Source organism: Acinetobacter pullicarnis (assembly GCF_006352475.1).
Classification (GTDB): Bacteria; Pseudomonadota; Gammaproteobacteria; order Pseudomonadales; family Moraxellaceae; genus Acinetobacter; species Acinetobacter pullicarnis.
The window spans coordinates 1,979,153-2,001,449 of the sequence record NZ_VCMZ01000001.1 but is presented as its reverse complement, the minus strand read 5'-3'; the positions used below and the strand labels follow the sequence as shown (position 1 = coordinate 2,001,449).

Here is a 22,297-nt window from a genome sequence, read left to right as displayed (position 1 = left end):
TCCTTAGTGATAACCTTCATCGCCAATACGAACTTTGTCCCTAAATACCCAATAGGACAAACCGGTGTACATCAAAATAATCGGAATTAAGATTAATGCACCAATCAAGGTAAAGAGTTGGCTACTTTGCGGAGATGCAGCTTCCCAGATGGTAATCGATGGTGGAATAATATAAGGCCATAAACTAATAATAAAGCCTGTATATGCCAAGAATACCAGTGCCAAGGTATAAATGAATGGGCTTAATTCCTGACGTTTTTTACATGAGCGTAATGCCAACCCTGTAAAGAGTGCCACTAAAATTGGAACTGGACTAAAATAAACCAAAAGTTCATGATTAAACCAGCGCTCAGCAATTTCTGGATGTGCTAATGGCGTATAAATACTGACACAACCAAAGATAACAAATAAAACCACAATGAGTTTTGGCATTAACTCATACATTTTATTTTGGATATCTTTCTCTGTTTTGAAAATTAACCATGCACAACCCAGTGCTGCATAAAGCACCACAACACCTAAGCCCGTAAATAAACTAAAACCGGTTAACCAATCTAAACCACCACCGGCATATCGGGCATTTTCAACTTTGATCCCTTGAATATAGGCACCTAAAATCACACCTTGGAAAAAGCTCGCTAAAATAGAGCCACCAATAAAGGCTTTGTCCCACCAATGTTTACTTTTATTGGCTTTAAAGCGAAATTCAAAAGCAACGCCACGAAAGATTAATGCAATGACCATTAAAATAATCGGCATATATAATGCAGATAAAACCGTTGCATAAACCAATGGGAATGCGGCATAAAGTGCCGCACCACCCAATACCATCCAGGTTTCATTTCCATCCCAGACAGGCGCAACGGTATTCATCATGACATCACGTTCATCCTGACCTTTTAGGAATGGAAATAAAATACCAATTCCAAGGTCAAAGCCATCGAGCACCACATAAATCAACACACCAATGGCAATAATTACCACCCAGATCAATGATAAATCAATCATTTGTCATGCTCCTGTTGCTTCGGCTGATGGTCTGTATCGATCTCATCCTCAATACTGCTTAATGGGCGCTTAGACGCTTGTATTACAGCAATATCAGCATGATATGTTGGTGTTGAATGTACGAACTCAGGGCCTTTGTACATCAGTTTCAACATATAGTAGATTCCGATCCCAAATACCACGCAGTACACCAATACAAAAATAATCAAGCTCAAACCGACTTGTTCTGCTGAGACTGGAGATAGACCATCTGAGGTGCGCATTACGCCATAAACCACCCAAGGCTGACGACCAACTTCGGTGGTAAACCATCCAGCCAACAATGCGATAAAACCTGATGGTCCCATACACAATGCAAAGCGGTGCAACCATTTGTTTTCATAAAGCTTGTCATTTTTACGTAGCACTAAAGCGGCAAGTGCCAACAAAATCATTAAGCCGCCTAGGCCTGCCATGATTCTAAAACTCCAAAACACCACCAAAGCATTTGGACGATCTTCAGCTGGAAAGTCTTTTAAACCCGTCACTTTTCCATCCATAGAATGCGTCATAATCAGGCTTCCAAGGTTTGGAATTCCGACTGCATATTTGGTTTCTTCAGCTTCCATATCTGGAATACCGAATAAATACAATGGCATGCCTTTATCATGATTGGTTTCCCAATGACCTTCCATTGCGGCTAGCTTCGCAGGTTGGTGTTTTAACGTATTTAAACCATGTAGATCACCAATAAACATTTGTAATGGTGCGAGTACCAGTAACATCCACAATGCCATTGAGAATGACTTTTTCACCAATGCATCACGGCGGCCTTTAATCAAGTGCCATGCTGCAGTTGCTGCAACCAGCAATGCAGAGACCAAGAACGCTGCAGCAGCCATATGCATCAAGCGGTATGGGAAAGATGGATTAAATACAATGGCAAACCAATCTTGCGGTACGATAATGCCATTTTCGATACTGAAACCTTGCGGCGTTTGCATCCAACTGTTTGAAGACAAAATCCAGAACATTGAAATACAGGTTCCGACTGCAACCATCAGCGTCGCAAAAAAATGCGCACGTGGCCCAACACGGCCCCAACCGAACAACATAATCCCCAAGAAGCCAGCTTCTAAGAAAAAAGCACTGAGCACTTCATAGGTTAATAGTGGTCCAGTGATACTTCCTGCGACTCGTGAAAACTCACTCCAGTTGGTCCCGAATTGATAACTCATGACCACACCAGAAACCACGCCCATACCAAACGCGACAGCAAAAATTTTGGCCCAGAACTTAAATAAATCTTGATAGACCGGATTGTTGGTCTTTAACCAGCGCCATTCAAGCACAGCTAAGAAACTAGCCAAGCCAATCGAAATAGCTGGAAAAATAATATGAAAGGAGACCGTAAAAGCGAATTGAATACGCGCCAATTCAAGCGCTGTCAAACCTAAGTTCATTACACCACCTTCTTAATAACGTTTAAGCGATGGATTGCTGCAAAACACTGCAGCTGCAACTGTTCAAGCGGACTATTTATTGTCCGAGTAAGATATTGAAACAGGAATATTGCACGATGAAAAGCATTTTTAGCTTGAACGCGGTCGCACCATAATGCATAGCGTTGGTTAAATTTTACAGACATAAGTGCTCTCTACATTAAGCAGTCAATTGAAAGTTAAAGATTTAAGTGACTAAATAGCGAGAGAAATAGGTGGCGCCCTACTTTGAGGAAGCAGATAAAGTTGTTGTAATTCAAAATAGACATGTCTAAACGTTTGTACATATGCCAATAAACGTATCTGTATACGAATCAACATTTCTTTAATGCCAATTTCAGGTGGCAAAATTAAGTTGGCGTAGAATGTACAATATTGACATTGGTGGTTTACATCGTGGTGATGATGCCCACCATCTGCACTTACTTTTTGATGCTGATCATGATCAATAAAATGAAATGCAAAACTTTTTGAGGTGGAGGTATGAACTTGTGTGTCGACTGCTTCTGATAATTTATTTCTAAATGCATTGGAAATAGTTTCACAGACCGGAGCAATTTGATATTGCTCAGGGAGAAGCGGCTGTAAAAACACCGCGATCTGTAAAAGCACTGTTGCGAAAGCAAGCAGCAATCCACTGGTTTTAACCAAAATAACAATCTCAAACCTATGCTGTTTTCGACCATAATAATGTTCAATATGAAGTAAATAGCGAACTATTTACACCTGACATTATTAACTCAACCATAGTAGTGTATTGCATGACAATATGAAAGTGGTCTGCTGTCCTAACGGGACATGGTCTGATCAATTAGATCATTATTCTGCGATATTAAGTATTAAGCATCACAAAAAAAATCGCCCCTTTCGGAACGACTATTTTTATTGGGTGAAACCTATCGAATACAACTCATTAAAACTTCACATTCAGCACTTGATCCGATACAACACCTTGCCAGATGCTACGTAATACAGGTAAATAGAACTTCTCACCTAAATCAACTAATTCGGCATCCAGTAAACCATGTATTTCATGCATGAAAATATAATCTAGTTCTGTGTTGGAAAGCTTGGCATGTTCAATTTTCAGTTGTTGGCGTTTTGTCTTGGCTTTTTTCACAAGCTCATCGGCATACGTCTTATTTTTATATTGACTCATTGCCGTTAAACGCAATTCAATAATGCCCCAGCCTTCAAGTAATTTTTGAAAAACAGCGAAATCATGTGTCGTTGATTCCCAAGTCATTTCTTCTAGATTTTCATCTTCTGGAAGAACAGGAAGTAAAAGTTCCATGACACTCGGAAAAATTTTCTTAAAACTTAAAATAAATTTAACAGGATGCTCACCTGGATAATCATTAAATTGCACATTTTTTTGAACATCAGTCAAATATATATCTAGCATAACTTTCATCGGTTAATTAAATCTAAAACATATTGTACGCATTTAGCGCTTGAAGGGATATACGGGTATTTTACAATTGCTCAAATTAAATCAGGTTTATTCGCCTAAGGTGATTAAACGAACAAACCCTGATAACTGAATAAAGAATTTAAAAATAGACGACTCAATCAACACGCTTTAAGCCAGTCTTATTTTGCATTTGGGTAAACCATTTTTGCCGGTTGTACCACTTCATCAAACTGCTCTGCTGTGACTAAGCCCAACTCCACGGCGACGTCCTTTAACGTTTTTCCTTGCTGATATGCAGTCTTTGCCACTTTTGCAGCATTCTCATAGCCAATCACTGGATTTAAGGCTGTGACGAGCATCAGTGAGTTATGTAAGAAGAAATCAATTTTTTCATGATTTGGTTCAATCCCGACTGCACAGTGCTCATTGAAGCTATTAGAGGCATCACCCAATAACTGGATGGACTGAATCAAGTTGTATGCAATAACAGGCATAAAGACGTTTAGTTCAAAATTACCAGAAGCACCAGCAAAATTAATCGTGGTGTCATTCCCCATCACTTGTGCAACCACCATAGTCATGGCTTCACACTGAGTTGGATTGACTTTGCCCGGCATAATACTAGAACCTGGCTCATTTTCTGGAATAGAAAGTTCTCCCAAACCACAGCGTGGTCCACTCGCCAACCAACGAATATCATTGGCAATTTTATTTAGACTTGCGGCTAAGGTTTTTAATGCACCTGACGCAAAAACAGCAGCATCACGCCCTGCCAAAGCTTCAAACTTATTGGGTGCTGTAATAAAAGGTAAGCCTGTGATTTGCGCAAGTTGCTCTGCTGCTTTTACTGCATAATCTGGATGTGCATTCAGCCCTGTACCAACAGCAGTACCACCAAGTGGCAATTCATATAACCATTCTAAAGCTTGTGCCAACCGTTTTAAGCCATTATCCAGTTGAGTCACATACGCACTGAATTCTTGGCCCAAGGTTAATGGCGTTGCATCCTGTAAATGTGTACGACCAATTTTCACAATGTCTTTAAAATCTTGTGATTTTTGCGCTAGCGTGTCACGTAACTGTTTGACTGCAGGAATAAGTAACTCATTGATTTGCAAACTTGCAGCGACATGAATTGCGGTCGGAAAAGAGTCATTGGTTGATTGCGCACGATTGACATGATCATTTGGATGCACAGGTTGCTGTGAACCCAGTGCATTGCCCAGTTTTTGGTTTGCAATATTTGCAATCACTTCATTGGTATTCATATTACTTTGCGTGCCAGAGCCAGTCTGCCACACCACCAATGGAAATTGAGCATCCCACTGACCTGCAATAACTTCATCTGCTGCATCAACAATGTATTGGGATAGATCTTCGGGAATTTGTTTCAGTTCTGCATTGGTTTGAGCGGCAGCTTTTTTAACTAGACCCATGGCACGAATCATGGGTCTAGGCATATGCTCTGTACCAATTTTAAAGTTCTCTACACTACGTTGAGTCTGTGCTCCCCATAGCGCCTGACTTGGAACTTCCACATCACCCATGGTGTCATGTTCAATACGTGTTTGCATATCAACCTCATTGTTTAAAATAATGATCACACCAGTGCGTCAATTGTGATTCATCCAAGATATTAATCAAATTAGCTGACTATGTAAATGATAATCAATATCAGAAATCAGGTATTCAATAATTAATGCAATGTGGTGCGGTAAAAGTTCCATTCATCTTCGATCATCTTGTTGACACTGCGATGAGCCGACCAATTTAAAATATTCTTCGCTTTCTGACTGGTTGAAGCCAGTCGTTCCAAGGTTACTGTCGCATAACTTGGATCAATGGTATTGATCCCGACCTGCGTCACTTCAGAAATGATATCTAATAATGCTTGAATAGATGTTATTTCACCAGATATATCAAAGGCCTCACAAATATTGGTTTGGTTTTGCAACCAGTGCAAGGTCGAATGAATCGCTTCACAAACATCAAGTACATGTACGAAGCTTCGCTCAACAGTATGATCTGCTGTACTGGCATTTTTTTGTAGTTCGATTGCTTCACGTTGCATGGAAGCAACTTGCATCGCCAATGGCACAATATTTTTAGGCAGTGGCACAACCACCTCCCCTAAAATCCCGTGTTCAAATGCACCCGCAACATTCCCTAAGCGCATAATGGCAATTTTCCACTCATTGTCTGTGCTAAAGGTATCTCGAATGATGTCCTCAATCATTTGTTGAGATTTAATATATGGATTTGGATATCCATAGTTAAATTGCAATTCCTCATGTAATTCAAAACTAGATTCAGCATAGACGGTTAAACTGGACAAATGCACCAAACGTCTAACACCTGTTCTTTGCATAGATCGCAATAAACTCATAATACAACTGACATTATCGTTATAATACTCTAGCGGTTTTAAATTTGACTCTTCTAGACATTTAAAACCAGCGGTGTGTATGACAGTATCAATTGAATATTGTTCAAAAATTTTGTTTAATGCCGGTGTGTTTCTAATATCAATTTTGGCAAATGGGATGTACATTCTTGAAATATATTCGAGTCTTTCTAAAATTTCTAAACTAGAGTTGGCTAAGTTATCAACGATAACAACCTCTTGTCGTTGAGCTAATAAACTTAACGCCACATGCGAACCTATATAACCTAATCCACCAGTTACTAAAATCATTGTATACTTCCTATTTCTTATGATTTTTACACCCTATATCAATCTAGTTAGGCCCTTCTTATTAGTGAAAACGCCATGAGTACATTATTGCTGATTACCTCTGCACCGAGTTCGATTCATGCTTGGCATGGACTTGCGCTTGCCCAAGCCTTACTGCAAAAAAAACAAGACGTTCGCGTTTTTTTCTATCAAGATGGTGTGAATGTTGCCAATCAGTTGCAATGGGTACCCGATGACCAGCGTAATCTCTCCCAAGCGTGGGCTAAACTCGCGATCCGCCTTCCTGTGTGCGTAAGTGCAGCACTCGCAAGAGGCATAACAGATCATGAAAATGCACAACGCCATCAACTTCTTTCAGACAACCTCGCACAAGGGTTTGAGTTGGTTGGCCTTGGTGAATTGGCGGATGCAGTTCAACTAACTGATCGGTTGGTTCGATTCTAATTCTTAACTTTTTGTATATTGTTGCATTTAAAAGGCAAATTGTGTGCGTACTGTACTTGTTATCTTAACCCAATCTAACTTAAATACTTTACAGGTTTCCGAGAGTATATCTTCGACCATGGTTTTGGCCACTTTTGGTTGCCAAGTCAAAGTATTATTAATGGATGCAGCATTGAGTTTACTCAAAACTGATCTCAGTTTCGATGGTTTAAATCATGCATTTAAGCTTGCATCTAATTTAGTTGAAAGCTTTGAATTTTATGATCTCACACCAATCTTGGTACAGAACCACGATAAAAACTCAGCTTATGTTACTCAAACAACACAGGAGTTAGAATTTGTGACGTTTGATCATGCATTTATTCAATCTTTTGATCATGTCTTGTATTGGTAGGTTTCGTTAACATGCAAAATAAAAGCTTATACTTAATTCAATCTGACTATGCCAAAACAGCTCAAAGCTTAGATAAAATTGAGCAAATTTATTCAGTTGATGATGCTATCGTGTTAATGGGTGATGCGGTCATGTGGATTGAAGATGTGCGCCTGCGAAACAAGGCCAATATTTTTATTTTAGAGCATGATACAGCGTTATTGGCTCACTCACCACCACCCCATATTCAAGTCATTAACTATGCTGAATTTGCCGACGTGGTACTCAGTTATACCCGCTGTATCAGCTTTCAATAAGATCCAACCGATCTATTTAATACACCACTCAATACTGCTTAGGCTTTGTTATGAATTTAGAACTTGATCAAGATGGTCACTTAGTCGATTACGCACAATGGAATGAAAATATTGCGCAACAACTTGCAGATACAATCGATTTAACACTGAGTCCTTGGCATTTTCAAATCTTGGCAGCAGTCCGTCAGTTTTACCAACAGTTTGGGCATGCGCCAGCAACTCGCCCCTTGATAAAATTTTTAATAAAAACAGTCGATCCGGACCTCAACAATGCCTTACTACAAGAGCAATTTAAAACAGGTTTAGTTGCACGTCATTTAAGCCGACTGGCTGGCGTACCCAAACCGGCAAACTGTTTGTAAGCGCGTTAATCCCCCAAATTCCGCTTTGCACAAAAATATCCATGATCTTCGTGAGTATTAGCGCTCCACCATAAAATAATGGTACTAGAAAAAGAATCCCCCGCGTTTAAAGCGAGGGATTCAGAGACATCAGATTAGAAAATATGCTTTTTATACAGAATAAATTTCAAATAATCAGACCTTTACTGAATGGTCACTTTAACCGGTGCAGCAAAAATACTGTAATGATAATTATCATCGATTTTGTATTGATAACCTGGTAACACATAAGCCGTTCCTTTTTCAGAGAAACTTACAGTTCCATCAGCATTACTTTGATGTGCAGGTGAGTTGCTTAATACCACATATTGATTGGCATTCTCTGTATACACAGCCCCTACACGCGGTGTTAAATTTGCACTGAGCTTTAATGGCTGACCCATTGCCACAACAGCATTGTTTGCGGTGCTCATTTCTGTTACATATTTCGTCGCAAATTGGCTGTAATTGGTAGTAATGCCATAGGTACCTGTTGTGTATAGCATTTTAAACCTATTTTCCTCATTTACTGTCCATGGCCAGATACTCACCCCACGATGTTTCAACGCTTCCATTAAAGGTACGGTCACATTGCTATGCGCAGGATTATAAGTTGATGAGTTATTTTGCGTATCCATTAATATTTTATGGACATTACGTGATAGATCATTTGAGTTCGGTACTGAACCCGTTAGATAACCTGTCGATATGCCTGGCAATGTGGTTTTCATACGCTGAATTTGATTGCGATCGAAAGAAATCGTAATGACTTGGTCTTCCACGCCATACTTTTGCATTTCAGCTTTTAAGGCAGGTACGATTTTTTCATTCGGGCTCTTAAGTTCAACAAAATGCATAACATTTCTATGCTGCTTTAGCTCTGTAAAGAACTCTGCAAGTGTAGGTACTTTATAGCCTTTGCCTTTGGTGGTTAATTTTTTAACCTCAGCCAAAGTCATTTCTTCGATATTGCCTTTCCCATCAGTCGTACGATCTACTGTGGCATCATGCATAATCACCAAATGATCATCCTTGGTAATATAAATATCATTTTCAATTGCTTCCGCACCCAATCTCACCGAATGCTGTAAGCCTTCTAAGGTATTTTCATCCTCAAGACTCGGCACCCCGCGATGTGCAATGACCAACGGTTTACGCAATAACGTATAGGCTGGGAATTTTTCTAAAATCTGATTAAATACTTCAGGTTGTTCAGTCAAAATACCATTTACACCAGTGACTAAGGTCGTTGCAGCATCCTGTGGTGTGCTACCTGCTGATGTTGCCCACACCGTCAATAACTGTCGCTGTAATACACTGACATTTTCACGACTTAACAACTGTGGTGGAAGTAGCACAATTTTAGCCATAGCCTGATTGGTTTTATTGGCTATTGCAGTTAAATCTGTGGAGCGAAGTGCTGTTTCACGGCGTAAATCAAGAATAGAGCGCAGCATTGGTACCTCTGTTCTTGCACTGCGCAATAGTTCTACATCTGTTGAAATGACTGCGACATCAGTTAAATTCTCTGTCTCAGCTAGCTTTTTCAAAGCCGCAATGGTGGCTTTATCTTGTAATTGCAAAACAGGAAGTGTGTTGCGCTGTGAGTCGGATAAATAATGCTTTAAGCTCAATTTATTGCCTGCAGCATCGAGCATATTTAACTGGCTGTCTAAGCGTAAATAAACCTGACTGGCACGAACTGTTTTCAGTTGATCTATCTGACTGATGTTTTGAATCATCGTCGGTGCCATTGCAGCAAGCGTATTAGGCTGCTGCACCGTTGTACCTCTTGCCAAAGCAGGTAAAGCTTTTAGCTGTGTTACCACCTTAATGTGATTGACCTTCATGACTAGGCCAGCCGTTGATAGGCCGATGCCGCCCTGTGCACGATCATCCGCAAGCTCAGCATCTTGGACCAACACACCATTGATATATTGCTGTACCCGATTGCCATACACAATCACAGTGGCTTTGTAGCTTTTCGCAGCATCAATTTTTTCAGTGAACGGAGCTTTCTCTTGAACATCCCAGCTATTGTCAGTGTTTTTACGTGCAAACTCAGTTCCGTTGGATAAGGTCGCATTAGAACGAATCGCGAATTGATAATACGGATAATAGGCTGGACTCGCAGTCGCTTCTGCTGCTCGGTAAATAATACTGCCCCAACGACCAGTATTAATCGGATTTTCAAAAGTAAATTCAACATCAATGCGATAGTTTTTTTGCTGTTGTAATGCCTCAGGTAGCATAACCGTGGTGGTATTACTGCTATGTGCACGACCATCAATATACAAATGACCATCTTTGACTGAAGCAGTACCCGCATTATCACTTGGTGTCATCCACCCAGCTGGTAATGCATTGGCTTTTTCAAAACCCTCTTCTAAGAGAATTGCACCAGTTTCAGGTTGTTCTGGCTGCTCAGGCTTCGGTTGTTCAGGTTTTGGGTTTTCAATGACTGAACCCGAGTCGCTAGAATCATCGTCTGATCCACCACAAGCGCTGAGAGCTAATGCCAATAAAACAGATGAACATAACTGAGTGTACTTCACATGACTTTCCTTGGATAAAATATAGAAAGAAAGTTACTTTCAATTAATTACAGTCCGGTTATGTTCTGATTAATGTTTTATTAATACATGATTTCTATCGTTTTTATAGGTTTTTTTTACCCACTTAAAAAACCCGCCTTTGACAGCGGGTTCCAAAACATCAAACAGTGTTGACGATTAAAACAAGAAAAATCAGCAAGACTAGGGAATGTCTAAAATGACTTTGTTTTAACGGATTTATTATTCTATTTTTCATAAAAAAAGACGATAACATTTCCTGCCATAATCTGGATATTTTCGGATAAATTATGCTCGCCCCAAAATGCTTAGAAAGCCTCTTCTTTCCAGACATCTTCGTAGTCATCTTGATCAATCATAAAACGATAACCATGATCTAAGGCCAAGTACGGTAATACTTCTGGAAGAATATCCTGCAATTCCTTGATGCTCATAATTTCAAAATCTTCATCCTTGGTTTGCAACTCACCACCATAGATATACCAAGCGACTGACTCACCTGGGATTGGCTTTTTACGAATTCCAACAATCGGTTCTTGCTTAATGCTCTGTAATGCAACAGCAACCAAGTCATCCCCTTTGACTTCGATATACGCTGAATCAAACTCTTCACAAAGTAGTTTTTGCTCGTCGATTAAATCTTGTAGTTTCAATGTTTCATCATCGCAATCAATGTGTTTGGTGGAAGTTTAAAACAGCCTCGACTGAGACACAAACGATATATGCAGAATGTTGCACCTTGAAATTGTTACGTATTCAAAGTACACCTAAAACCATCGCTATTTTTGCTCTTTAAGCCAACACCTATTTGCAATAACACGCACCCCAAATTGAATATTGTGCATAAATACCGCAAACCCTTGCAGCAGCATGGCGATTAAAATGACGATACTTTAAGTTTTGCCAATAGCACTGAATGATTAAAAGTCTTACTCAGCAGCATGGCCAACATCGAAGATGAACAAAATAGTCAATCCATGCGGCAACTCAAAAAAATTAATCACGCTCAAAATGAACAAAAGCGCCATTCCAATATACCCTCACGATCTCTTGTATTCTTCATGCCATATGCGCCGCTCCCCCACACCCGATTAGACTTTGCGATAAAGTGGCTAAAGTTGACTTGCATACCATTCACACAACCTTTAGACATGATTTAGATTATAGGGTGACATGATTTAAACAGCGCACGCAGACTAAAAACCATTCATACCGTTGGTGGTCAGATCAATTCAAATACCTTAAATTAAATTAAGGTTATGTTTTTATGGAATAAAAAATACATAACCGCAGCATAAAACCTGATTTTCATCTTTAACCTCTATTCGGTTCATGTAGGCATTTGGCTCATATGTGGTCTTAAGATAAACTCACAAAGTGTTAAAGCTGAAACTAACCGTTAGCATTGAATTGAATATCAATGTATTCCACAGAAACAGCTTGTTTTTTTTATAACTTCACTCGTAGAATATAGCCGCTTCCATATTTCTTGTATTCACTAAATAAGCTAAAACTGTACGTATAGTTGTGTTTGTGGTCAGACCCAGTCATCGGCAAATAAGTCATTTTGGTTAATTTCACAACAACAATAAAAAAGTAAAATTTGTCATTTTTTAACATTGCCAATTCTTCGCAAAATTAACAATATATTGCACTATGTTGGATGTAATTTTCTGCTGCAATGAAAACAAACTACAAAGTACCTGTAGAAAAACATGCCATAATAAGCAAACTTTGTAATGAACATGCAAAATATTTTTGCAACTTTTAAATTGGAGCAGGCTCAATGCGTTCGACAGTTTTGGTCATTCATGGACCAAATTTAAACTTGCTAGGAAAGCGCGAACCTGAAGTCTATGGTCATCTTACTCTAGCTGATATCAACCAAGATCTTTTAGCCAAAGCTCAAGCCCAGCAAATAGACCTAGAACACTTCCAAAGTAATTGGGAAGGTGCTGTAGTCGACCGAATTCATCAAGCACAACTCGATGGCGTACAATTTATTATTATCAACCCAGCAGCATTGACCCACACCTCCGTGGCGATTCGCGATGCACTCTTGGGTGTCGCCATCCCTTTTATAGAAGTACATCTTTCAAACGTACATAGTCGTGAAGCATTTAGACATCATTCTTATTTATCAGACAAAGCCGTTGGCGTGATTTGTGGCTTAGGTGCCAAAGGGTATACATATGCCCTGTCTTATGCCATCGAACATCTTCAATCTACAACCCAATCATAATGTTAGGAACACGAACACATGGATATTCGCAAAATCAAAAAGCTCATTGATTTGATGATTGAATCTGATCTGCAATCGATCGAAGTCAAGGAAGGAGATCAATCAATTGCGTTAACACGTCGTAATCCTGTTGTTGCAGGTGTTGCTATGGCGGCTGCGCCAACGGCTGAAGCACCTGTAATTAAATCTGCTTCTCGTGGTGCAGTTGAAACATCGCCAATGGTCGGTGTGTTCTATGCCGCGCCAAGTCCAGGTGAAGCGCCATTTTTAAATGTTGGTCAAACAGTTACTGCAGGCGAAACCCTCGGTATTATTGAAGCCATGAAAATTATGAATCCAATCGAAGCGACTCAGAGCGGTGTGATTGAAGAGATTCTTGTAAAAAATGGTGATGTGATTCAATTTGGACAAGCTTTATTCCGCTACCGCGCATAAGCTTTAGGGGGAATGAACATGTTGCAAAAAGTTCTTATTGCCAACCGAGGTGAAATTGCCTTACGAATTACCCGCGCCTGTAAAACTTTGGGCATTAAAACGGTGGGTATTTATTCGGATGCAGACAAAGATCTCATGCATTTACGCTTTGTTGACGAAGCAGTCTGTATTGGACCCGGTGCAAGCAGTGAAAGTTATTTAAATATCCCAGCAATTATTACCGCTGCGGAAATCACTGGGGCGGATGCGATCCACCCTGGTTACGGCTTTTTAGCTGAAAATGCAGAATTTGCTGAAATCGTAGAAAGTTCGGGTTTTATTTTTATTGGACCTCGCCCTGAGCACATTCGCTTAATGGGGAACAAAGTTTCTGCCATCACGGCGATGCGTAAAGCCGGTGTTCCAACCGTACCAGGTTCTGCGCATGCAGTCACCACCAGCAATGCTTTGGCCGAAGCCAAAGAAATTGGCTTCCCATTGATTGTTAAAGCTGCATCAGGCGGTGGTGGTCGTGGAATGCGTATTGTTGAGCGTGTTGATACCCTACTCGAATCTGTACAAGCGGCACAACGTGATGCAGAAATGTGGTTTGGTGATGACACGGTCTATATGGAACGTTTTCTACAAAAACCACGTCACGTCGAAGTCCAAGTTTTAGCAGATGGTAATGGCCATGCAATTCATCTATATGACCGCGATTGTTCATTACAACGTCGCCATCAAAAAGTACTAGAAGAAGCGCCTGCGCCAAACCTTCCAGAACAAGCACGTGCGGATATCTTAGCAGCCTGTGTCGATGCCTGTAAGTTAATGCAATATCGTGGTGCAGGTACTTTTGAGTTTTTATTTGAAGATGGCGAATTCTTCTTTATTGAGATGAATACCCGTGTTCAAGTTGAGCACCCTGTATCTGAAATGGTTACTGGAATTGATATTATCGAACAGCAGTTGTTAATTGCTGGTGGTTTAGGCTTAAACCTAGAACAAGATGATATTGAAATCAAAGGCCATGCGATTGAATGCCGTATCAATGCAGAAGATCCAACGACATTTATGCCTTCACCAGGCAAAATTGAGACCTTCTATGCGCCAGGTGGTGCGGGTATTCGTTTAGATTCGCATATTTATACTGGTTATAGCATTCCACCTTATTATGATTCAATGATTGCTAAAATCATTGCACATGGTAAAGATCGCAGCACGGCTATTGCACGTATGCGACAAGCCCTTGATGAGACCATTCTCACGGGTGTTAAAACCAATATTCCTTTACATAAGGATTTGATTTTAGTCGATCCGAAATTCTGTGAAAAAGCGATGGATATCCATTATTTGGAAAAACATTTATTGAAGCAGATTTTAGGTGCAGAAGTTGAAGCATAGTCACATCATTGTGCGTTAAATCCCCAAACCCTCACCGTCCGCGCTGAGGGTTTTTTAATATCCCCATGAAGACTACAAACCTCAACTTCACAATCAGAAAGCCTAGTGAGATAAAAGCCCGGCATTTTATCCAACACGCGAGCAAAACTCATTAGCTCAACTTACTAATCTTACAATCTATAACCTCGTCGGCTTATCTGCACATAATCACACTTCACAAATTAAATTTGCATTATTCTTTAAAACTTAATTGAAATGCCTGATAAATACCGTATTATTTTGCTCAAGTGCTTTTCAAATGATGATTATGTCTCAGAAAAATATAAAAAAAATGCTTCTATTTATGATGCTTACCCCACTGTTACTCAGTGGCTGTCAAGTCGTCAGCGTAAAGAACCAAGCATTGAATGTTACCATTGCCAATGAACGAGATAGCATTCTAACGCGCAATAAGCTCAGCGAAGCCAGCCTGAATGTTTTATCTATGACAGGCAGTGAAGCCAAACCCTGCATCGAAGAGCCTGGTGAGTGTGTCGCTAAATTGGCACAAATTCCACAAATCCAAGATGAGCAACTTCTATCGACGGCCAGTGAGATTTATCTTGCTAAAGCAATGACCTTAAGTGATTCCGCAAATTGTAGAGTCAGCCTGCTTGCAAAACGCCATTCAGAAGCACGACAAAAAGCGGATCAACAGAAATACCATACTTGTCTCGACCAAAGCCTCACCATGCTTGATAAAAGTATACGTTACAGCTATGCCTATTTATTTGAAACCAAACGTCTTCCCAAAGACCGAATTTTTGATAACCGCCAAGTACAAATTCGAGATTTCTATAATCAGGCTTTGGCAAAAATGGTCAATGGATACAGCTTACGCCACCCCAATCAAAAAATTGAAAAGCACATTCGAGTAGCGGATAGTGTCTATAGCGTTGACGTGACCAACTATCCTCAACTTCAAGATAAAGAAATTGAAAATCTACTGTCCAGCTATAATCTCAACTTCTCTGGCCTACGCAGCATTAACCGCCGTGATGGTTTTGGTTCAGAATTTGTGGCCATCTTACCTAAAATAGAGAAAGAGGAAGAAGATCAATACATTATGGACCCTGTACACCATGATTATAAAAATGGTGTCAATCCCAACATCCATACGGCGCGCTATTTAGCGGTGACCATTGCAGCCGAACCAGAATCCACAGAAACTATCGAACAAATTATTAATGGTCCAAATTTTAATTTAAAAATTTATGATCCATTTAATGTAGATCAGCTCAATGTTGCAGATAAAACTTATCCATTAGCCGCCAATTTCTCTGCACCCTATGGCTTATGGTTAGCTGAAAACAATCTTGGTGCTGCGGCATATTTAAGCTTAATCGATCGTGATAAGCATTTAACCATGCCTCATTTATATATGTTGGAACCATATAACCCCCACAAAAAAGTGATCGTTTTGGTCCATGGCCTTGCCAGTAGTCCCGAAGCTTGGATTCGACTGACCAATGACATTATGGGTGATCCCGTTTTACGTGATCACTATCAAGTTTGGCAAACCTTCTATTCAACCAATATGCCAATATTAGAGAGCCGCTTTCAAATCAACACCATCATCAATCAAGCCTTTAGCACCTTAAACCCCAATGACTCTGCCAACAAAGATGCGGTATTAATTGGTCATAGTATGGGTGGAATTGTTGCACGACTCTTGGTGAGTGATGCAGACCTAAGCAAACCTGCATTGGCACTCTACAATTCAAGACAAGTTAATAAATTCAAAGACAATCAGTTCTTTACACAACGTTTTGTCATGCAACCGATTATGAATTTCGATCGTGCTATTTTTCTTTCAGCACCACATCGTGGCACAGCCTTTGCCGATCGTTGGTTCACCAAACTCGCGCGCCGTATTATTAAATTACCGGGTGCCTTTGTCGGTGCATTGGCAGATGCTGTCGTAGATCAAGACACTAACTTCAAAAACTTTATTAATGAAATTGGTAAGGGCGTGATTCAAAATGGCCCAAGTGATTTAAGCCATAACTCCAAGTTCACCGAACTCACTGAAGATGTCATGCCACGCAAAGGAATCGTGTTCCATTCAATTATGGGCAATATCACCGACAGTACCGACCCTGATGTCATCACAGATGGGATTGTTCCTTACCGTAGCGCACATCTTGATGGTGCAGCTTCAGAACAAATTTTCAAAGGTGGCCATTCTATTCAAGAAACACCAGAAGCGGTATTAGAGCTGCGTCGAATCTTACGCCAGCATTTGGTTGAATTGGGACGCTATAAACCTTAATCAAAATACGGTAAAACACATAAAAAACCGCGCTAGATTTAGCGCGGTTTTGCTTTCTGGGCGTTGGTATTTAGATTAAGACTGCTCTGAGTTCAAAGACTCAGTATCAGCATCTGGATTTTTTTGCTGCTTTTTATTATAGCTAATTGAAGATGCCACCGCCCAAACGATAAATGCAACACCGATTAAACCGGTTACCACTTCTGGAATATGTAAGCCGGTTCCGCTACCCAGCATAATCAATGCCAGTGCACCAATAGCATAATGTGCACCATGCTCTAAGTAGATATAGGCTTCTAACGTGCCCTTTTCAACCAAGTAAATCGTCATAGAACGCACAAACATCGCACCAATCGCTAGACCAAGCATGATAATCACAACATCATCTGTAATCGCAAAGGCACCAATCACACCATCAAAGCTAAATGAGGCATCAAGCACTTCCAAGTAAAGAAAACCACCAATACCCGCTTTGACAATATTACTACTGCCATTTGATGCGCTACTTTGTACTTGATCATCTTCCTCAGTGCCACCGCCCAATGCATGTCCAATCACTTGCACACCCACATAGACGATAATCCCCCAGATTCCCGCCATCGTAACGGCAAGACGTGATGCTTCTGGTACATTGCTTGCCATGATTACCAACGCAACCAATGCAAGAAAAATCGACATTGCTGGAATATTGGCAAGCTTCGCCAAGCGGACTTCAAGCCAATGAAACCAATGGGTGTCTTTGCCCTGATCGAATAGGAAGTTTAAAAATACCAGCAATAAGAACAAACCACCAAAGGCCGCAATCTCTGCATGATGTGCATTGAGTTTTGCAGAATATTCGGCAGGATGATTGAGTGCCAGTTGTGCAACCTCAATCATGCTTAAATCGGCGGTCACACCAACAATCAGGAGTGGGAATAATAAACGCATACCGAATACAGCAACGATGATCCCGACCGTTAAAAATAGCTTGCGCCAGAACTGATCCCAGTGTTTAAGTACTGAAGCATTCACCACTGCATTATCGAAAGATAAGGACACTTCCATCACCGCCAAAATAGCCGTAATCGCAAGTGCTTTGAGCATCGTCATCACGCCGCTTTGCACACCATGCGTGAAGCCCCAATAGGCTGATATTGCTAAGCAGATGATGGTAAATATAATTGAAAAACGAAAGTGTTTCATAATGTTAATTTAGAACCTAGATGTTAATAGCATAGTCTTCATTTAAATCGACCGCTACAATTTTACGTTGAATATCTGGACTGACAATATAAATAAAGGCAATTGGAGTTTAAGTAAGCACTGCCGGTGTTTCTGCATGATGTTGACTGCTTATTCTATTGAAAATGTCTTATAAATATTAAAATGAAAAAGCATATGTTCCTCTCTATTGTTTCTTTTCCGCGATCACATACACGCAGTTGGGTTAAATAAATCAGCACCCAAACCAATCCTGTAAATTTTCGCTATTTCAAATGAATTTTAGCAGGACGACATGACTTAAATATGATCGCCATACCACTGTAAATCACAGTGTTCTTTTTAAAATGGATCATAGCGCCAAAGCGATCATTAATCGATTTGTTTTTAAGTCATTTCTTTATTCAAAATACCACTTGCTTCAAACTTGATCGATGCACCCGTTGCGGCCTTGCGCTTAGCACTTCTACATTTGTGACCGAAATCAAAACATCTATTTATACAACGCCTGCTTTAAAACAAAGCCAAAAAATATTGTGCTTAGTCCATTAAAACCGCATCACAACGATACCGTGATTGTTAACCTTGAAAAGTTCTGTAAGTCAGGAATCTCTTAAATAAAATTAATTTTCACTAACACATCAGCAAATGTTTATGTTCTAATACGCGCAGTTTGAGATGAGCCTCTTACAGTATATGAGCTTTGACTCATATACGACTAGCCCCTAACCATGGGGCTTTTTATTGTTTAATAATTGGCACCTATGGTAAGACTAATATTTATATATTTATTCTGATCATTTTTGTTGATTTCAATCGACATACCAGCGCTGCTCCCCTGCAATGTCTGCACATTTTGTGAGAGCTTCTTCAGATATTGCTATCATCTTTTCGATTGCCAAATTTAAATCCAAATTTAAAGCAGTGACATCTTCTAACTCAGTCCCTAAATGAATAATGTTTATTAGTTCTTGTCGAATTTTATTTTCTATTAAAAGATTCATCATATGAGGTGAGTAAAGCATAATTTCAGCCTCCTCAATTGTTATTATCTTATTTTTCAATGCATGTAAAATACCTAAGTTTAGAAGCAATAACATTTTAAAATTTGTTGGGTTTTTCAAATCTAAAAGCATCAAAATTATCACCTGAGTAAGTCGCCAATATACAATCAATAAAAGCAAATCAATGAGTTTGATTTGAGAAAAACTTTCACTGCTATCAAGACGTTTTATTTTATGAGTCTTCTCTAGATTATTTAAAAAGACCTCCAAACAGCTACATATATAGAAATCCCGATATCTCATTAATCGGGATTCACTTTCTCTTATTGAGCTATTAATAATCTAAAGAGGGTATTACCCTCCCATTTTTATTAATTTTTTATTAAATTGCTAAACGTAAATTCAGTGCTTTAACGACTTTAATTATAGTATCAAAGCTTGGGTTTACATCACCTGAAAGTGCTTTATAAAGGCTCTCGCGTCCTAGACCAGTATCTTTGGATAATTGAGCCATGCCTTTAGCTTTTGCGATATTTCCTAAAGCTTTTGCGATAAATGCTGCATCACCATTAGATTCTTCAATACAAGCTTCTAAGTAAGCTTGCATATCATCTTCGGTTTTAAGGTGCTCAGCACTATCCCATTTACGAAGTTTGATAGCCATTTATAACTCTTCCTCTAAATCTTGTGACAATTGAAGGGCAAGTTTTATATCTTTGCTTTGTGTAGACTTGTCTCCGCCAGCTAATAAGATAACAACCCTTTGTCCTTGCTTGCAGTAATAAACTCTATAACCAGGACTAAAAAAGAAACGTAACTCAGAAACACCTTCACCTACAGGTTCTGTATCTCCAAAATTTCCATCTTCAACCCGATCAATCCTAACTTGTATACGTCTTTTTGCTTGTTGATTTTTTAACTTACTAAACCATTCATCAAAGACTTCGGTGGTGTATTTCAAGCTTCATTTAGCTAAAAAGTATTTACAAAATCAGTGGCTATTCAAAAACATGGGACTATCGAATTCCTATTTTATTTTATTAACTGCTAGATTGGTTTCGAATTACATTTTCTAGATAATGTAATGGTATCTGTAAATTTGTGACGATTCTTAGACCAGTTAGCTTTTTTCGGCTGAATTGTTTTAGCATATTCCACTGCTTCACCCGCATATAACCAAAAATAGTCTTTTGAATTAATACCACGAACATTAGAAATTTTGCCATCTTGAGAATAAAATTCGATCTCAAATTCGCCAAGATTTTCATCTACATATTTAGATAGCTCAAATTCACGTTTTGAAACTGGTGCATTAAGATATACATAATCTAATTCTTTTAATGCCTCAGTAGAATCTGTATATTGCTGTTGAGATTCATAATTTTTTGATTTTGTCTCAAATCTACATAGATAATACGTTTTATCATTGGCGTATTTATTATTAATTTCAAAGGCTTGAATAGCATAAAATGGTGTTGGTTTTCCATTTTCATAATAAATTTGTAATTTTTCTAAATAGAGCCCAGCTAAAATATATGTATCGACTTGTCGTCTACCAGAGCTTTTTATAATTTTAGCATTGACGATTTCACCTTTCTCATTTGCAGTAAAGGCAGCTTGTACTTCAAATTTTTTGATTTTATGACCAGCAACACTTTCACTTAATGACAATACAGGTGAACGTATCCACTTAATAGGCGCTTCAATTGCGAAAGTAAACCCACTAAATAATATTAAAAAAAGATAAACTATTAATTTCACAATTATATAACCTAATTAATCTGAATCTTGGTTAAGAAATAGATTTAAAAAATTGGCTGAAGACTATTAGGAAGCGACCACAAAACCTACGCCTTCAGCCATTATGTTCGATTTTACATATTTCTTTTGCATCATTGCTGGATAAATTTTTTCAGCTTTTAAATTTTTATAAGTATTTCTAAAATTAACATAATACGGGTTATGCGAAACTTTCAAATATCCAAATAAAAATCAATCACTTAATTTATTAAAAAAGCCAAATCATCACTGTTTGGGATTTTTAATGATTTTTCACGTTTCACGTGATAATACTTAACCAGTATTTCTAAGTCCATCCTTATATTTCAACTCACTCAGGCCACGCCTCATTCAATCGCTCTTTATCAATTCGCTCTGCATCAGCTGCTTTTGCCATAAGTCGACATTCTGCAACACACTGTTCGAGCAGGTTTAAACTTGCGTTGGTGTAGTTAACGATGCTTTCTGTGGAAGTACTGGACACATGATGCTTGACTCCAAAATTGAAACAACTCCCAAGTAATTCAAATATTGTTATCGAAATTCAGACATATCACCTGATAGCCGACATCGATGATTGAGAAACAAACACAAATGATATAGTTTCTCATTTGAATTTTTAATGAAGCGTATCTCTATTGTGAAAAATTTAAATATTAAAGATCTCTCGATTATTGGCGTATTGGCGACCATGGCATTTATTTGTAATTCATTGGTTGCCACATTTATCACCCCGCTATTGGGTGATATCGGAATTTATGCTCATGTCGGCCCTTCATTATTATTGGCTGGTATTATCTTTGTGGTCATGCTGAAAAAGATTGCTAAACCAGGATGTTTCTTTCTTTTTGGCGTGGTGTTTTCCATCTTATTTAGTTTGATGGGTTTATGGCAAATGAGCCTTGTGATTATTCCTGCCACATTAATTGGAGAGCTGATTTTATCTGGCCAAGGATATCATTCTAACTTCCGGATTATTATTGCCTATACCGTCTATGGTGCTATTTATAGTTTGCACCCAGGATTTTTTGTCTGGATTCTTGGACAATCAGGCCTGATGAGTCAGTTTCCAGAAATGTTTACTGAGGCAGATGCCGTTGCACATGTCGCCAAATACACCAATCTCGCCTTTGTTTCTAAAATATTGATCTTCACTTCTTTATTTGCTTGCGCTGGTGGTATTTTCGGAGTGTTGCTATATAAAAAGTTCTTCACAGAAAATAATAAAAATAGTTTATTGGATCAGTTATAAATC

Annotated in this window: 23 protein-coding genes; 9 read left to right on the top strand and 14 right to left on the bottom strand. The window is 39.1% G+C overall.

Annotated elements, in window-relative coordinates; genetic code table 11:
* Window positions 1-3: 3 nt before the first annotated feature.
* The 6 genes from cydB to FD716_RS08770 all read right to left on the bottom strand — a co-directional run bounded on the left by cydB (window position 4) and on the right by FD716_RS08770 (window position 6,598).
* Window positions 4-1,008 carry a cytochrome d ubiquinol oxidase subunit II gene (cydB, locus tag FD716_RS08795; RefSeq protein WP_139851970.1) on the bottom strand — a complete coding sequence of 335 codons (1,005 nt, stop codon included), beginning with the start codon at window positions 1,006-1,008 and terminating at the stop codon, window positions 4-6.
* The gene (locus FD716_RS08790; protein WP_139851969.1) at window positions 1,005-2,450 is read right to left on the bottom strand and encodes a cytochrome ubiquinol oxidase subunit I; all 1,446 of its coding nucleotides are present in this window, start codon (window positions 2,448-2,450) and stop codon (window positions 1,005-1,007) included. Before FD716_RS08790 ends, cydB begins: the two co-directional genes overlap by 4 nt.
* Before the next feature lie 234 nt (window positions 2,451-2,684).
* The gene (locus tag FD716_RS08785) at window positions 2,685-3,140 is read right to left on the bottom strand and encodes a DUF2946 family protein (RefSeq protein ID WP_139851968.1); all 456 of its coding nucleotides are present in this window, start codon (window positions 3,138-3,140) and stop codon (window positions 2,685-2,687) included.
* Between the two features lie 262 nt (window positions 3,141-3,402).
* The gene (locus FD716_RS08780) at window positions 3,403-3,894 is read right to left on the bottom strand and encodes a hypothetical protein (RefSeq protein ID WP_139851966.1); all 492 of its coding nucleotides are present in this window, start codon (window positions 3,892-3,894) and stop codon (window positions 3,403-3,405) included.
* Between the two features lie 188 nt (window positions 3,895-4,082).
* Entirely contained in the window at window positions 4,083-5,477 is a 1,395-nt protein-coding gene (gene fumC / locus FD716_RS08775; protein WP_139851965.1) for a class II fumarate hydratase, read from the bottom strand.
* A 122-nt stretch (window positions 5,478-5,599) separates the two neighbouring features.
* Window positions 5,600-6,598 (bottom strand): NAD-dependent epimerase/dehydratase family protein, encoded by a 999-nt coding sequence (locus FD716_RS08770; RefSeq protein ID WP_139851964.1) that lies wholly within the window; start codon window positions 6,596-6,598, stop codon window positions 5,600-5,602.
* Window positions 6,599-6,673: 75 nt separating this feature from the next.
* Between FD716_RS08770 and tusD the strand changes: the two genes are divergently transcribed.
* The 4 genes from tusD to FD716_RS08750 are packed head-to-tail and all read left to right on the top strand — an operon-like array spanning window position 6,674 to window position 8,094.
* Entirely contained in the window at window positions 6,674-7,042 is a 369-nt protein-coding gene (gene tusD / locus FD716_RS08765) for a sulfurtransferase complex subunit TusD (RefSeq protein ID WP_139851962.1), read from the top strand.
* A gap of 43 nt (window positions 7,043-7,085) precedes the next feature.
* Window positions 7,086-7,436, top strand: a complete 351-nt coding sequence (locus FD716_RS08760) for a hypothetical protein (RefSeq protein WP_139851961.1) — start codon at window positions 7,086-7,088, stop codon at window positions 7,434-7,436.
* A gap of 11 nt (window positions 7,437-7,447) precedes the next feature.
* Window positions 7,448-7,732 (top strand): DsrH/TusB family sulfur metabolism protein, encoded by a 285-nt coding sequence (locus FD716_RS08755; protein WP_139851960.1) that lies wholly within the window; start codon window positions 7,448-7,450, stop codon window positions 7,730-7,732.
* Between the two features lie 50 nt (window positions 7,733-7,782).
* Window positions 7,783-8,094, top strand: coding sequence for a TusE/DsrC/DsvC family sulfur relay protein (locus tag FD716_RS08750; protein ID WP_139851959.1), 312 nt, complete (start codon window positions 7,783-7,785; stop codon window positions 8,092-8,094).
* 182 nt (window positions 8,095-8,276) lie between these two features.
* Here FD716_RS08750 and FD716_RS08745 read toward each other — a convergent pair whose 3' ends face one another.
* Window positions 8,277-10,667: a glycerophosphodiester phosphodiesterase family protein gene (locus FD716_RS08745; RefSeq protein WP_139851957.1), complete on the bottom strand. Its 2,391-nt coding sequence runs from the start codon at window positions 10,665-10,667 to the stop codon at window positions 8,277-8,279.
* Between the two features lie 326 nt (window positions 10,668-10,993).
* Window positions 10,994-11,338 (bottom strand): immunity protein Imm33 domain-containing protein, encoded by a 345-nt coding sequence (locus FD716_RS08740; RefSeq protein WP_228714933.1) that lies wholly within the window; start codon window positions 11,336-11,338, stop codon window positions 10,994-10,996.
* 1,133 nt (window positions 11,339-12,471) lie between these two features.
* Here FD716_RS08740 and aroQ point away from each other — a divergent pair.
* From aroQ to FD716_RS08720, 4 genes are all read left to right on the top strand, one after another.
* Window positions 12,472-12,927, top strand: a complete 456-nt coding sequence (gene aroQ / locus FD716_RS08735; protein WP_139851955.1) for a type II 3-dehydroquinate dehydratase — start codon at window positions 12,472-12,474, stop codon at window positions 12,925-12,927.
* An 18-nt stretch (window positions 12,928-12,945) separates the two neighbouring features.
* Window positions 12,946-13,362, top strand: coding sequence for an acetyl-CoA carboxylase biotin carboxyl carrier protein (locus FD716_RS08730; protein WP_139851953.1), 417 nt, complete (start codon window positions 12,946-12,948; stop codon window positions 13,360-13,362).
* Between the two features lie 18 nt (window positions 13,363-13,380).
* Window positions 13,381-14,745 carry an acetyl-CoA carboxylase biotin carboxylase subunit gene (gene accC, locus FD716_RS08725; protein WP_139851952.1) on the top strand — a complete coding sequence of 455 codons (1,365 nt, stop codon included), beginning with the start codon at window positions 13,381-13,383 and terminating at the stop codon, window positions 14,743-14,745.
* A gap of 301 nt (window positions 14,746-15,046) precedes the next feature.
* Window positions 15,047-17,056, top strand: coding sequence for an esterase/lipase family protein (locus FD716_RS08720; protein ID WP_407641926.1), 2,010 nt, complete (start codon window positions 15,047-15,049; stop codon window positions 17,054-17,056).
* A gap of 75 nt (window positions 17,057-17,131) precedes the next feature.
* Here FD716_RS08720 and FD716_RS08715 read toward each other — a convergent pair whose 3' ends face one another.
* The 6 genes from FD716_RS08715 to FD716_RS18875 form a co-directional block, all read right to left on the bottom strand.
* Window positions 17,132-18,241, bottom strand: coding sequence for a DUF475 domain-containing protein (locus FD716_RS08715; RefSeq protein ID WP_139851950.1), 1,110 nt, complete (start codon window positions 18,239-18,241; stop codon window positions 17,132-17,134).
* An 830-nt stretch (window positions 18,242-19,071) separates the two neighbouring features.
* On the bottom strand, window positions 19,072-19,533 hold the full coding sequence (locus tag FD716_RS08710) for a DUF3969 family protein (RefSeq protein WP_228714931.1): 462 nt from the start codon (window positions 19,531-19,533) through the stop codon (window positions 19,072-19,074).
* A gap of 112 nt (window positions 19,534-19,645) precedes the next feature.
* Window positions 19,646-19,927: an addiction module antidote protein gene (locus FD716_RS08705; protein ID WP_139851948.1), complete on the bottom strand. Its 282-nt coding sequence runs from the start codon at window positions 19,925-19,927 to the stop codon at window positions 19,646-19,648.
* Window positions 19,928-20,224: a type II toxin-antitoxin system RelE/ParE family toxin gene (locus FD716_RS08700; protein WP_139851946.1), complete on the bottom strand. Its 297-nt coding sequence runs from the start codon at window positions 20,222-20,224 to the stop codon at window positions 19,928-19,930.
* 86 nt (window positions 20,225-20,310) lie between these two features.
* Entirely contained in the window at window positions 20,311-21,024 is a 714-nt protein-coding gene (locus FD716_RS08695) for a hypothetical protein (RefSeq protein ID WP_139851945.1), read from the bottom strand.
* Window positions 21,025-21,373: 349 nt separating this feature from the next.
* Window positions 21,374-21,526: a hypothetical protein gene (locus FD716_RS18875; RefSeq protein ID WP_171477012.1), complete on the bottom strand. Its 153-nt coding sequence runs from the start codon at window positions 21,524-21,526 to the stop codon at window positions 21,374-21,376.
* Between the two features lie 138 nt (window positions 21,527-21,664).
* On the opposite strand from FD716_RS18875, the gene FD716_RS08690 reads away from it, so the two are divergent.
* Entirely contained in the window at window positions 21,665-22,294 is a 630-nt protein-coding gene (locus FD716_RS08690) for an MptD family putative ECF transporter S component (protein WP_139851944.1), read from the top strand.
* Window positions 22,295-22,297: the final 3 nt, after the last annotated feature.

Coding starts and splice junctions, on each gene's coding strand:
- FD716_RS08770 (WP_139851964.1), bottom strand. CDS start 6,598: ATGATTTTAGTAACTGGTGGATTAGGTTATATAGGTTCGCATGTGGCG.
- FD716_RS08790 (WP_139851969.1), bottom strand. CDS start 2,450: ATGAACTTAGGTTTGACAGCGCTTGAATTGGCGCGTATTCAATTCGCT.
- FD716_RS08690 (WP_139851944.1), top strand. CDS start 21,665: ATGAAGCGTATCTCTATTGTGAAAAATTTAAATATTAAAGATCTCTCG.
- FD716_RS08755 (WP_139851960.1), top strand. CDS start 7,448: ATGCAAAATAAAAGCTTATACTTAATTCAATCTGACTATGCCAAAACA.
- FD716_RS08750 (WP_139851959.1), top strand. CDS start 7,783: ATGAATTTAGAACTTGATCAAGATGGTCACTTAGTCGATTACGCACAA.
- cydB (WP_139851970.1), bottom strand. CDS start 1,008: ATGATTGATTTATCATTGATCTGGGTGGTAATTATTGCCATTGGTGTG.
- FD716_RS08720 (WP_407641926.1), top strand. CDS start 15,047: ATGATTATGTCTCAGAAAAATATAAAAAAAATGCTTCTATTTATGATG.
- fumC (WP_139851965.1), bottom strand. CDS start 5,477: ATGCAAACACGTATTGAACATGACACCATGGGTGATGTGGAAGTTCCA.
- FD716_RS08705 (WP_139851948.1), bottom strand. CDS start 19,927: ATGGCTATCAAACTTCGTAAATGGGATAGTGCTGAGCACCTTAAAACC.
- FD716_RS08715 (WP_139851950.1), bottom strand. CDS start 18,241: ATGAAACACTTTCGTTTTTCAATTATATTTACCATCATCTGCTTAGCA.
- accC (WP_139851952.1), top strand. CDS start 13,381: ATGTTGCAAAAAGTTCTTATTGCCAACCGAGGTGAAATTGCCTTACGA.
- aroQ (WP_139851955.1), top strand. CDS start 12,472: ATGCGTTCGACAGTTTTGGTCATTCATGGACCAAATTTAAACTTGCTA.
- FD716_RS08780 (WP_139851966.1), bottom strand. CDS start 3,894: ATGCTAGATATATATTTGACTGATGTTCAAAAAAATGTGCAATTTAAT.
- FD716_RS08730 (WP_139851953.1), top strand. CDS start 12,946: ATGGATATTCGCAAAATCAAAAAGCTCATTGATTTGATGATTGAATCT.
- tusD (WP_139851962.1), top strand. CDS start 6,674: ATGAGTACATTATTGCTGATTACCTCTGCACCGAGTTCGATTCATGCT.